This window comes from Streptomyces tibetensis (assembly GCF_040647715.1).
GTDB lineage: Bacteria > Actinomycetota > Actinomycetes > Streptomycetales > Streptomycetaceae > Streptomyces > Streptomyces tibetensis_A.
Window position 1 is genome coordinate 444,011 of sequence record NZ_JBEZCR010000007.1, and the last position, 12,365, is coordinate 456,375.

The 12,365-nt window shown below is 73.0% G+C and carries 7 protein-coding genes; 4 read left to right on the top strand and 3 right to left on the bottom strand.

Annotated features, from left to right (window positions below; genetic code table 11):
• The first annotated feature begins 10 nt into the window (after positions 1-10).
• Positions 11-3,304, top strand: coding sequence for a BTAD domain-containing putative transcriptional regulator (locus AB0B29_RS21525; protein WP_362241974.1), 3,294 nt, complete (start codon positions 11-13; stop codon positions 3,302-3,304).
• 12 nt (positions 3,305-3,316) lie between these two features.
• Here AB0B29_RS21525 and AB0B29_RS21530 read toward each other — a convergent pair whose 3' ends face one another.
• Positions 3,317-5,452, bottom strand: a complete 2,136-nt coding sequence (locus AB0B29_RS21530) for a sigma-70 family RNA polymerase sigma factor (RefSeq protein ID WP_362241976.1) — start codon at positions 5,450-5,452, stop codon at positions 3,317-3,319.
• 252 nt (positions 5,453-5,704) lie between these two features.
• Entirely contained in the window at positions 5,705-6,472 is a 768-nt protein-coding gene (locus AB0B29_RS21535; RefSeq protein ID WP_362241978.1) for a TetR/AcrR family transcriptional regulator, read from the bottom strand.
• A 371-nt stretch (positions 6,473-6,843) separates the two neighbouring features.
• Between AB0B29_RS21535 and AB0B29_RS21540 the strand changes: the two genes are divergently transcribed.
• A complete protein-coding gene (locus tag AB0B29_RS21540) occupies positions 6,844-8,223 on the top strand; it encodes an NAD(P)/FAD-dependent oxidoreductase (RefSeq protein ID WP_362241981.1) in 1,380 nt (459 codons plus the stop codon).
• Between the two features lie 174 nt (positions 8,224-8,397).
• The gene (locus AB0B29_RS21545; protein ID WP_362241984.1) at positions 8,398-10,065 is read left to right on the top strand and encodes an ATP-binding SpoIIE family protein phosphatase; all 1,668 of its coding nucleotides are present in this window, start codon (positions 8,398-8,400) and stop codon (positions 10,063-10,065) included.
• Between the two features lie 12 nt (positions 10,066-10,077).
• Here AB0B29_RS21545 and AB0B29_RS21550 read toward each other — a convergent pair whose 3' ends face one another.
• Complete coding sequence (locus AB0B29_RS21550; protein ID WP_362242045.1) at positions 10,078-11,340, bottom strand: MFS transporter; 1,263 nt, start codon at positions 11,338-11,340, stop codon at positions 10,078-10,080.
• 122 nt (positions 11,341-11,462) lie between these two features.
• On the opposite strand from AB0B29_RS21550, the gene AB0B29_RS21555 reads away from it, so the two are divergent.
• A complete protein-coding gene (locus AB0B29_RS21555) occupies positions 11,463-12,011 on the top strand; it encodes a MarR family winged helix-turn-helix transcriptional regulator (protein WP_104778914.1) in 549 nt (182 codons plus the stop codon).
• Positions 12,012-12,365 lie beyond the last annotated feature (354 nt).

Genomic DNA, 12,365 nt, shown 5'->3' on the forward strand with positions numbered 1-12,365 from the left:
CAATGAGCCCGTGCGGTACAGAATCCTGGGCGTCACCACGGCAGAGGACGAACACGGCTCGGTCGTACCCATCGGCGGTCCCCGTCTCCGTGCCCTGCTCACCGCCCTCGCCCTGCGTCCCTCCCGCGTCGTCACTCCCCAGGCGCTGATCGACGAGGTCTGGGCCGAGGACCCGCCCCAGGACGCCCCCGCCGCCCTCCAGGCCCTCGTCGGCCGTCTCCGCAGGGCCCTCGGCAAGGACGCCGTCACCTCCGAGACGGGCGGCTACCGACTCACGGCCGGCAAGGACGACATCGACCTCTTCGTCTTCGAACGGCTCGTCCGGCAAGGCATCGACGCCCTGACCGCCGACGATCCCGCCCTCGCGGAACGGCACCTCGACGCCGCCCTCGCCCTCTGGCACGGCCCGGCCCTCGCCGACCTCCCCGACCGCTCCGCCGCCACCCGCCCGGAGGCCAGACGCCTGGAGGCGACCCGGGCCCGGGCGGAGGCCCGGCTACGGCTCGGACACGGGCCGGACGTCGTACCCGAGCTGCGCGAGCTGACCGCCGTACACCCCTACGACGAGCCGCTGCACGCCCTCCTCATCCGCGCCCTGCGCGACACCGGACGGGAGGCCGACGCCCTCGCCGCGTACGAGACCGCCCGCCGTGCCCTGGCCGAAGGCCTCGGCACCGACCCCGGGCCCCGGTTGCGCGCCCTCCACGCCGAACTGCTCGACTCCGCCCCGAAAGACGGGAAGCGCCCGCCCCCGCCGCCGGAGCGCGAGCGCGAGCGCACCCGGCCGGGGGCCATCCGCCCGCGTCTGACCTCTTTCGTCGGCCGGGAACCCGAGATCGCCGCCATCCGTTCCGACATGCGCGGGGCCCGACTCGTCACCCTCACCGGACCGGGCGGCTCCGGCAAGACCCGTCTCGCCGAGGAAGCCGCCGCCGGGCTCCCGCAGGCATGGCTGGCCGAGCTCGCCCCGCTCGACCGGCCCGAGGCGGTACCGGGAGCGGTGGTCAGCGCGCTCGGTCTGCGCGAGACCATGCTGATGACCAGCGAGCTCACGGCCGTGCAGGACGACCCGGTCGGGCTGCTCGTGGAGTTCTGCGCGCCGCGCAGCCTCCTTCTGATCCTTGACAACTGCGAACATGTCATCGGCGCCGCCGCCCACCTCGCGGAGACCCTGCTGACCCGCTGCCCGGGGCTCACGATCCTGGCCACCAGCCGGGAACCCCTCGGCATCCCGGGCGAGTCGGTCCGCCCGGTCGAGCCCCTGCGCCCCGACCACGCGCGCCGGCTGTTCGCGGAGCGGGCCACCGCCGTCCGTCCCGACGCGCAGGCCGTGCTCCGCGACGAGCAGGCGGTGGCGGAGATCTGCCGGCGGCTGGACGGGCTGCCGCTCGCCATCGAACTGGCGGCGGCGCGGCTCCGGCTGCTCACGCCCCGGCAGATCGCCGACCGCCTCGACGACCGCTTCCGCCTCCTCACCTCCGGGAGTCGTACCGTCCTGCCCCGCCAGCAGACCCTGCGCGCCGTCGTCGACTGGTCGTGGGACCTCCTCGACGACGCCGAGCGGACGATGCTGCGCGAGGTGTCCGTGTTCGCGGGCGGCTGGGACCTCACGGCGGCCGAGGCCGTGTGCTCCGGGCCCGCCGCCGAGCTGATCGGGGCCCTCGTCGACAAGTCCCTCGTCGTGGCGGCCCCCGGCGCGGACGACGGCTCCCCCGGCATGCGGTACCGCATGCTGGAGACCATCCACGAGTACGCCGTCGAGCGCGCCGCCGACACCCCGCCGCTGCGCGCCACCGCCGAGCTCCGGCACCGCGCCTGGGCGCGTGCGCTCGCCGAGCGGGCCGATCCGCAGCTGCGCTCCGCCGGCCAACTGCCCTGGATCTCCCGCCTGGAGACCGAGCTGGACAACATCCGCGCGGCCCTCGACCGGGCCCTCGCCGCCGGGGACGAGGCGGAAGCCGGCGCTCTCGCCCTGGCCATGGGCTGGTTCTGGTGGCTGCGCAACTACCGGCACGAGGGCATGGAGTGGCTCGAGCGGACCCTGCGCCTCGGTGCGGCCCTGGACATGGCGGGCCGTGTACCGCCCGGCGGCGAGGCCGGGCCCGGCCATATCGACCACTTCCTCACCGCGCCGGACGGGGAGGCGGGGCATCCCCTGCACGCCCTGCGGATGGATGTGCGCCTGCTGCACCTGTTCTTCATGACCGAGGTCGCGCCCATGGAGACGTTCGCCGCCGAGCGGCTGCCCTACATGGAGCGGGTGTGGGCCCACTACACGGAAGGCGGCCCGCACGCGGCCCGTATCCCCGGGCTGGTCTGCCCGATCCTGTCCTCCTTCCTGGGCGACCCGAGCGAGGTCCGGACGGTCCTGGACGCCGCGGTCGACAACTGCCGTGCGTACGGCGGTGACTGGGAGATCTCCGTCGCCCTGATGTTCCGCGTGCACACGGTCGTCGACGGGCCCGGTGCCCTGGAGGGCGTCGACGACGACCTCGCGGAACTGCGGGTCCTCAGCCGCCGCGCGGGCGACCGCTGGCTGCGCGCCCAGGTGTGCAGCGCGGCGGGCGAGGCCGCCATGGTGCGCAGCCGTTTCGAGGAGGCCAAGGGCGAGTACGAGGAGGCGCTGCGGCTCGCCTACGAGGTGGGCGCCTACGCCGAGTCGCCGTTCCTCATCGCCCGGCTCGCCGAGATCGCCTACCGTGCGGGCGACCGGGTCTTCGCACAGTCCTCGCTGGACGAGGCCACCGCCGCCGCCGAGCGGTACGGCGTGCGGGACTCCAAGGCGTACGTCCTGCTGATGCGCACGCAGATGGCTTTCGAGGACGGGCACACCGGCCGGGCGCGAGCGTGGTGGGAGGAGGCCCTCGCCACCACCCCCGGCACATCGCCCCCGCAGTTCATGGTGATGCTGCGCCTGCTCGACGCCGCGATCAGCGCGAAGGAGTCCGGTCCGCGCTCCGGCCTGGCCAAGGCGACCGAAGCCCTGCGCGAAGCGGTGGAGAAACGGTGCTCGGACGTCGTCCGGGCGACGGTCGTGGAGGGCGTGGCGGGACTGCTGGCCGACCTCGGCGACTTCCCGCGTGCGGCCCGGCTGCTCGGCACCGGCGACCACTGGCGGTCCGGGCGCCCGCGGTCCATCCCGGAGATCCCCCCGCTCGAACGCGCCGAGGCCGCTGTCCAGGCCGCTCTGGGCCGTGCCCGCTGCGAGGCGGAACGCGCCCGGGGTGCGGCCCTCACCGCGGACGACGTCCTGCGCGAGCTGGACGAGGCGTGCCTCAGCTACGCCACCGGCCCGGTGGCCTGAACCGTACGACCGTCAGCCGCAGGTGAAGGTGGACTCCGCCCAGTCCACCGGCATCAGGTCGTCGAAGGCGCTGCGCGGTTCCACCACCAGCCGGACCGTGCTGCGGCCGGTGAGGTCCACGTGGACGGGCACGGCCCGATCACCGCCCTCGACCAGCGGGGACCGCCACAGCCGGACTCCGTCGGCGTAGACGGAGAAGTGCACCTTGCCGAGCCTCAACGTCATGTCGTCCACTCCCACGAGCGCGTCGTACGACGCGCAGGTGCGGTTGAGGTCGATCGTGACGGACGAGCGGCCGTGCACGGTGACGCCGTGGGCGTGGCGCCGGCCGCCGACGGAGAGGCCGGACCGCTGCCAGACCCAGCTGCTCGAACCGATCCGCATCTCGGGTTTCGTGCCGTCGCCGTTGACGTCGTACGACAGTTCGCTCCACTGGTAGACGACCGGGGCGGGCGGGGGTGGCGGAGGCTGCCGCGGGGGAGTGGGCGTCGGTGTGGGGGCGGGGGGCGGAGCCGGTTTCGGAGGCGCGGGCGGTGGAGCGGGCGTCCGGGTCGGCGTCGGGGTCGCTTCGGGGTCGGGACCCGGGCTGGTCCTGGGGCTCGGTGTCGGTGTGGGCGTCGCGGCCCGCGCGGGCTCGATCCCCGGCGGCCTCGGCCCCGGTCCGGGCCGTGCGGAGGAGGGCGAGGGCGTGGGGACGGGCGTGGACTCGCCCGGGCGCACCACCGACGACGGCGGAGGGGGCGAGGGGTCGGCCCCGGCCTCTGCCTTCGGTTTTTGGTTGCCGGACAGTGCCATCACCACCGCCGCCACCACACCCACGGCGACCACACCGGCCGCGATACCGGCCTTCACCGCCGCGCCGCCCCCCTCGGAGACCGCCGCCCCGACCCCGCCACCGGCCGAACCACCACCGGCCGAACCACTGCCGGCTGTGGCAGCCGACCCCGCCGAACCACCGGCGGAACCACCACCCGCCGCACCGGCCGAACCACTACCGGTCGCAGCGGCCCCACCGGCCGAACCCCCTCCGGCCGCAGCAGCCGACCCGGCCGAGCCACCGCCGGTCGCGGCTGCCCCGCCGGCCGAGCCACCCGCCGCTGCCGCCCCCGCCGCACCGGCCGCTCCCGCACCCCCGGCGATGAGCCCGGCGGCCTTCGCGTAACCGGCGGCCCCGAACCAGCCGATGACGGCGACCGGCACCACGGCCGGGATACCGCCGGCCACTTCCTCGATCTGCAGTGCGGCCAGCCGGCACTTCGCGCATTCGTCCAGGTGCTTGCGCAGCCCCCGCTCGGCGCGGGTGCGCAACCGCCCGCGGGCGTAGGTGCCGAGCTGGTCGGCGTAGCGCGCGCAGCCCTCGTCGCCGGTGAGGGTGGCGCTGACGTGGGCCTGGAGGTAGGCCTGCTTGAGTCCCTCGCGGGCCCGGCTGGCGAGTACGCGGGTGCCGTTGGCGTCCAGCCCGAACAGCGTGGCGACCTCGCTGGGGGACTCGTCCTCGATCTCGGTGTGCCACAGCACGGCCTGCCAGCGCTCCGGCAGCGACCGGAAGGCCCGCATGGCCATGGACTGCTCGGCCTCGTGCATCGCCCGGACGTCCGCGCCCAGTTCGAGCGTGTCGTCACCGGACACGTCGGGCCCGTGCGCGGACTGGGCGGCGAACACCGCGAAGTCGTCGACGAGCTGCTCGCGCCGTGCCGACCTCGTCCAGGAGGCGGCGACGCGCCGGACGGAGGTGAGCAGGTAGGCGCGTACGGCCTGGGTGGGGCCCGCGCCGCCGCGCACCGCCTGGAGCATGCGGGCGAAGACCTCGGCGGTCAGATCCTCCGCGGTGTGGGCGTCGCGGCAGCAGGTGCGGGCGTACCGGCGCACGGCTTGCGCATGGCGCCGGTACAGCTCCTCGTACGCCGTGTCGTCGCCCGCGCGCATCCGGTCGATGAGGCCGGCGTCGGACGGCGGCGTCCCGTGCGGCGGCAGGGCACCGTCGTCGCGCCTGTCGCGCTGGGCCGGGACCGATCCGTCGGCCGGGTGCCCGGCGGGCGGCACGCTCGCGCGCCCGCCCTGGCTCGGCACCTTCGGCGGGACCGGACCGCCGGCCGTGGCGTCGCCGTGCCCACTGCCGCTCGACTCGTCCCGCCCGTCAACGCTCATCGCGGAAAGCCCCCGGCAGCCGCCCAACCCGTCCAGACCACCGGGTCAGCGTGCCATATGGGCTTATGGTCAGAAGCCCGAAGTTCGGACCATCACTCATCCGTGGGGTTTTACCGCTCGGCAGACTGGCCGTCACTCATTCGGGGAAGGCTCTCCCTCTTGTCTCCTGCTTCTCTTCCGGACCCGGACGCGCGCCGCCCGAGCCCCGAAGCTCCACCCGGCCCGGGGCCTGGTCGCCCCGGGCCCCGTGGCTCAGGCCGGTCGCGAGCGCAGGCCCTCCAGCAGGATGTCCAGCAGCCGGGCCGACGCGGCCGCCTGCTGAGCGGCGTCCGGCAGTGAGGGCGCGGCCGTGGCGATCACCAGCAGCACGTCCGACACCGACACGTCCGCCCGCAGCTCACCGGCCGCACGCGCCCGGTCAACGAGCCGGCCCACGACCTCGAGCAGCGCCGTCGTCCCGGCGTCGTCCTCGGCCGCCACCGCCGGTACCGCGGCGACCGCGACAGGCTGGTCGGGCACCAGTCGCAGCTCCGTCGTGCCCGGCTGGGTCCGCTGCTGCGGCACCCGCGGGCCACCGGCACCGTCCTCGACGGAGACCCGCAGCACCTGCGGCGGCAGCAGCCGCCCCGCGCCGGAGGCCACCGACGTCCGCAGGAAGCGCGACAGCGCCGACCACGGTTCGTCCTCCTGCCCGAGCGCCGCCCGCGCCTGGTCGGTCAGCCGGGAGGTCTCCTCCTCGGCTATCCGGCGCACCAGGACGTCCTTGCTCGGGAACCGCCGGTACACCGTGCCCACACCGACCCGCGCGCGCCGCGCCACGTCCTCCATCGGCGCGCCGTATCCCAGCTCGCCGAAGACCTCGCGCGCCGCCCGCAGTACGTGCTCCAGATTGCGCTGTGCGTCCACACGCAGCGGCGTGGTCCGGGACGCGTCGCGTCCGCCTCCCGCCGCCGCGCTCATCGTCATACCGCCCGCCGCGACTGCGGACGCGGGCGACCAATGAGAGTCCTGAACATGCATAAGTATTCCCCCGGTAATGACGTCTCCCCCCGGAGACTCCCCGCCATACGATGCCGGGACGCGGGAACAGGCCCGTTCCGCGGCCCGCCCGTCGCGGACCCCGGTGAGCTTCCCCCTACACCCCGTCGACACACGAACATAGTTGAGAGGGAGTCAATTCAGAAGGGGCACGTTCCGCACAGAGCGCCCACCGATCGGAGTACGGGCGGCATACGTCCCGAATGTTCCCCCGTGCGCCCCCTGTAACACCCCTCCTGACCTGCGCGAATGCGCCGCAGGTCGCTAATCCGGCCAACTCCGCGCGCTCTCCCGCTCCGGTCACACAATTCGTCGAGGCTGTGGACAAACTCAAGCGACGGGTGCGTCATGGGATGGTGAAGGAACGTGCGGGCATTCTCGTTGTCGGTGGCGGCTACGTCGGGATGTACACGGCCCTGCGCCTGCAGCGCAGACTGAAACGGGAACTGGGCCGGGGCGAGGTGGAGATCACCGTCGTCACCCCCGACCCGTACATGACCTACCAGCCGTTCCTCCCCGAGGCCGCCGCGGGTGCCATCTCGCCCCGCCACGTCGTCGTACCGCTGCGCCGCGTCCTCGACCGGTGCCGGGTCCTGATCGGCGAGGCCACCGCCGTCGACCACGCGAAGCGCACCGCCACCGTCGCCACCCTGGCCACCGAGGAGGAGGGCACGGGCGCACAGCGACTGTCCTACGACCAGCTCGTCCTCGCCCCCGGCTCGGTCTCGCGCACCCTGCCGATCCCCGGCCTCGCCGACCACGGCATCGGCTTCAAGACCGTCGAGGAGGCCATCGGCCTGCGCAACCACGTCATCGAGCAGATGGACATCGCCTCCTCCACCCGCGACCCCGCGATCCGCGACGCGGCCCTCACCTTCGTCTTCGTCGGCGGTGGCTTCGCGGGCGTGGAGGCGCTCGGCGAACTGGAGGACATGGCCCGCTACGCCGCGCGCTACTACCACAACGTCCAGCCCGAGGACATGAAGTGGATCCTCGTCGAGGCCTCCGACCGCATCCTGCCCGAGGTCGGCGAGGAGATGGGCCGCTACACCGTCACCGAGCTGCGCCGCCGCAACATCGACGTCCGCCTCCACACGCGCCTGGAGTCCTGCGCCGACCGGGTCGCCGTCCTCAGCGACGGTGCCCGCTTCCCCACCCGTACGGTCGTCTGGACGGCCGGCGTGAAACCACACCCGGTGCTCGCCGCCTCCGACCTGCCCCGCAACGGCCGCGGACGCCTGAAGTGCACGCCGGAACTCTCGGTCGACGGCACCACGCACGCGTGGGCCGCGGGAGACGCCGCCGCCGTCCCCGACGTCACCGCCACGGAACCGGGCCGCGAGTGCGCCCCCAACGCCCAGCACGCGGTCCGCCAGGCCAAGGTCCTCGCCGACAACATCGTGCACACCCTGCGCGGCGAACCACTGGAGACGTACGCACACGCCTACGCCGGTTCGGTCGCCTCACTGGGCCTGCACAAGGGCGTCGCCCACGTCTACGGACGCAAGCTCAAGGGTTACCCCGCCTGGTTCATGCACCGCGCCTACCACCTCAGCCGTGTGCCCACCTTCAACCGCAAGGCGCGGGTGCTGGCCGAATGGACGCTGGCCGGCCTGTTCAAACGGGAGATCGTCTCCCTGGGTTCACTCGAACACCCACGGGCGGAGTTCGAACTCGCGGCCGGTGGAAAGCCTTCTCAAGACCCCCCGCACAACCCGAAGGGGTCGTCCTGACCGGACCCAGGAACTCCAGCGGCCGGCCCGGCGTCTGACGGATGTCGGTCCGGTCCGCGCCCTGCCAGACTGGTCCACCACCGCGGGTACGCCACCACGCGCCCCGGTGCGGGCCCTCCGGGGCCCCGGCCGGTTCCGGTGCCGGCCGCCGACCACTACACGAGGCAAGGATTCGTGAACTTCACGCGCTGGAGCGCCCGGCTCCCCGGAACGCAGCGCCGCGCGGCAGCGCGGACCGAGCAGACGGCCTCCCCGGACCGGCGGGGGGAAGGCTCCGTACCCGCCGCCCGTGCCGAACAACTGACCGACGAGACACCGTCCGTTCCCGCCGTCGACGAACTGCGGGTGCGTGAGGTCCTCGACCGCGTCCCGTCCCTCGTCGCCCTGGTCCACGGCCCCGACCACCGCATCGCCTACGTCAACGACGCCTACACCACCGCCTTCGGCATCCGCCCGCTGGGCGAACGGGCCCGCGAGGCACTCCCCGAGCTGGACGCCCTCGGCCTGTTCCCCCTCCTGGACCAGGTCCAGCGCAGCGGCAAGCCGCGCACGGTCAAGTCCCGCAAGGCACCCGACGGCCGCTCCTACAGCTTCACGTGCACCCCGGTCGCCCAGGGCGACGGCAAGGGCGGCAGCGAGGGCCGCGGCGTCCTGGTCTTCGCCACCGACGTCACCGACCACGCCGAAGCCGCGGAGCGCCTGCGCGCCAGCGAACGCCGCCAGCGCGAAACGGCCGTCACCCTCCAGCGCTCCCTGCTCCCGCAGGAACTCGAAGAACCGGACGACCTGCGGATCGCCGCCACCTACCACCCCGGCGGCACGGAAGCCGCGGTCGGCGGCGACTGGTACGACGTCATCACCCTGGGCGGCGGCCGCACGGCCCTGGTCATCGGCGACGTCATGGGCAGAGGCGTCCGCGCGGCCGCCGTCATGGGCCAGCTGCGCACGGCGGTCCGTGCCTACGCGCGCCTCGACCTCCCCCCGCACGAGGTCCTCCAGCTCCTGGACGGTCTGGCGGCCGAGATCGACGCCAACCAGATCGCCACGTGCGCGTACGCCATCCACGACCCGAACGAGGGCAAGCTGATCTACTCCTCCGCGGGCCACCTGCCGATCCTCGTCCGCGACGAGAACGGCACGGTCCTGCGCGCCGAGGAACCCACCGGCCCCCCGCTCGGCACCGGCGGCTGGATGCACGCCTCGGGCTCGATCCCCCTCACCCCCGGCTCCACGGCCGTCCTCTACACGGACGGCCTGGTCGAGCGGCGCGACGCGGACCTGGACGAGGGCATCGCCGCCCTGGAACGCGCCCTGGCCGGCGCCACCGGCACGCCCCAGGTCGTCTGCGACCGCCTGGTCCGCTCCGCGGGAGTGACACCCGACCACGACGACGACGTGGCCGTCCTGGTCCTCCAGCACCCCACCCGCACGGGAGCGGACGGCGAGCTCTTCCGCAACGCCGCCCTGGAACTGCTGGGCGGAGTGGAAGCGGCCCCCCGCGCGCGTGCCTTCGCCTCCGGCGTCCTCACCAGCTGGCGCTTCCCCGCCGACCTGCACGACCTGGGCGTCCTGGCCACCAGCGAACTGGTCGCCAACTCCCTCCAGCACGGCACCCCGCCGATGCGGCTGCGCCTGCGCCGCACGGACAGACGCCTGATCATCGAGGTCACCGACGGCGACGACCACCTCCCCAGACGCCGCCGCGCGGAACCCGGCGACGAATCGGGCCGCGGCATCGCCATCGTGGCCACGATCGCGTCGAACTGGGGCTGCCGCCGCACCCCCGGCGGCGGCAAGGCGGTCTGGTGCGAGTTCGCCCTGCCGCGCACGCAGGTCACATAGAGGGGAGGCGGATCAGGCGTCCGCGCCGACGGGCGCGCCACCCCGCGCCACGACCCGGCTCCTGGCGAGCCACGGCTGGTCCTGCACATCGGTCAGCTGCCGCCCCAACCGCACGGCCAGGACGGTGATCCCCAGCGAGAACACCAGGAACGCCACGATGTACGGCGCGTGCAGCGAGGCCCCGAGCGGCCCGCCCACCGCGGGCCCGACAGCCAGCGCCAGCTGCTTGACCAGGGCGAACGCGGAGTTGTACTGCCCGGCCATCCCCTCCGGCGCGAGATCCGCGACCAGCGGGGCCACGGTCGGCGACAGCATCGCCTCACCCAGCCCGAACAGCGCGTACGTCGAGACGAAGGCGGCCGTCGCCATCTCCTGGCTCCCGTGCCCGAGCCCCGCGTACCCGGCGACGATCCACGCCACCGCCCAGATCAGCCCGACAGCGGCGATCACCCGCGACCGCCGGCGCCGCTCCACGAACCGCAGCACGGCGAACTGCGCGACGACGATCATCAGGGTGTTGGCGGCGAGCGCGGTGCCGAGCGCGGACGTCGATATCCCGGCCGCCTCGACCCCGTAAGCGCTCAGCCCCGACTCGAACTGCCCGTAGCAGGCGAAGAACAGTACGAAGCCCAGCACACACAGCTGCACCATGGCCCGGTTGCCCATCAACTGCTTCCAGCTGCCCCGCCCGGCCGCGGGCGCGTCCTCGATCCGCGGCGCGTGCGGCATCCGCACCGTCGCCATCACCACGACCAGCAGCAGGAACATCGCCGCCTCGATCGCGAAGAGCAACGTGAAGGAGGCCGCGCTCGTGGTGTCGACGAGGTGACCGCCGATCAGGCCACCGACACCGAGTCCGAGGTTCTGCAGGAAGAACTGCATGGCGAAGGCACGCGACCGCGTGTCCGCCGAGGAGCAGTCGACGATCATCGTCGCGAGCGCCGGCTGCATCACGGCCTGCCCGGCCCCCAGCAGGGAGGCCGAGACCAGCACGGCAGCCGCGCTGCTCGCGATCCCCAGACTGAGGGCACCCAGAGCGGCGGTGACCAGGGCGGCGAGCAGCACCGGCAGCGGGCCGCGCCGGACGATGGCCCGCCCGGCGAACGGCAGCACGACCAGCGCGGCCACAGCGAAGACGGCGAGTACGAGACCCGCCGTCATGGCCCCAAGACCTCGCACCTGCGCCACGTAGACGTACAGGTACGGGACCGTGAAGCCGAGCCCGAACGCGCTGAGTGCGTTACCCACGTGAATCCGGCGCATCGCTGCGCCCATCGCCCTGGTCACGTTCACCTCTCTCACTAGTTAGGAGTGAAGACTTCGAAACTAAAGTTCGAACCTAAAGAGTACATACCCAAGGACTTCAAGGCAAAGAACGAGCGTGCGATACTGCGCACATGGGCGACACCCCCGGCCCCAGCGAGCCGACCCTCGAAGAGCAGATCGCCGCGTACCAGCGCGAGTTCCAGGACCTCGACCCCCAGGTCGAGCAGATCGTCTCGGCCCTCTCCCGCCTGAACCGCCGTATGAACGTCGCCTACGGCCGTCAGACCTCGACCCTCGGCATCAGCAACACGGAGTGGGAGGTCCTCAAGGCCCTCGTCCTCTCCGGAGCGCCCTACCGCCTGGGCCCCAGCGACCTCGCCAAGCGCCTCGGCCTCACCCCGGCCGCGATGACCCACCGGATCGACCGCATGGTCGCCGAATCTCTGGTGACCCGTGAGCGAGACGAGTCGAACCGCGTACGAGTCATCGTGGAGCTGACATCCGAGGGGCGAGAGAAGTGGCTGGAGGCAATGCGGCTGGCGACGGTCTTCGAGGAGGACCTCCTCCAGGACCTGTCACCCGACGAGCGCACGGCGCTGGGCGAAGTGCTCACGCGCCTGCTGCGCCGGGTCGAGCACGCCCAGCCGGACGCCGGCGGGCGCCTCACCGACCTGGACTGACCCCGGGGCCGAAAAGATCTTGACAGGGGCTGCTTGACACCCCCCTGGCTGATCCGTAAGGTTCTTCGGGTTGCCACCGAGCCGTAACGGTTCTTCGGCAGCACTTCCGCCGCAGCAGCGGCACCCCAACCACCAGCTCGACCTCCCGACGGGGTTGATTCGGCACGCCCGAATTCAATTCGAATTGGGACTCGACGACCTGATCGACTCCAACGGCGTCGATTTGGGAATCGCCGAGAGGACGCGCTAAGGTTGGACACGTCGGAACGGCCCAACAGCCGCAAAGACAAACCCCGCTGACCGGGGATCAGGCCCGAAAGGATCTGATAGAGTCGGAACCGCCGGAAAGGGAAA

Excerpts from the sequence above, each read along its gene's own strand:
- AB0B29_RS21530 (WP_362241976.1), bottom strand. The coding sequence starts at position 5,452 with ATGAGCGTTGACGGGCGGGACGAGTCGAGCGGCAGTGGGCACGGCGAC.
- AB0B29_RS21535 (WP_362241978.1), bottom strand. The coding sequence starts at position 6,472 with ATGCATGTTCAGGACTCTCATTGGTCGCCCGCGTCCGCAGTCGCGGCG.
- AB0B29_RS21540 (WP_362241981.1), top strand. The coding sequence starts at position 6,844 with ATGGTGAAGGAACGTGCGGGCATTCTCGTTGTCGGTGGCGGCTACGTC.
- AB0B29_RS21550 (WP_362242045.1), bottom strand. The coding sequence starts at position 11,340 with ATGGGCGCAGCGATGCGCCGGATTCACGTGGGTAACGCACTCAGCGCG.
- AB0B29_RS21555 (WP_104778914.1), top strand. The coding sequence starts at position 11,463 with ATGGGCGACACCCCCGGCCCCAGCGAGCCGACCCTCGAAGAGCAGATC.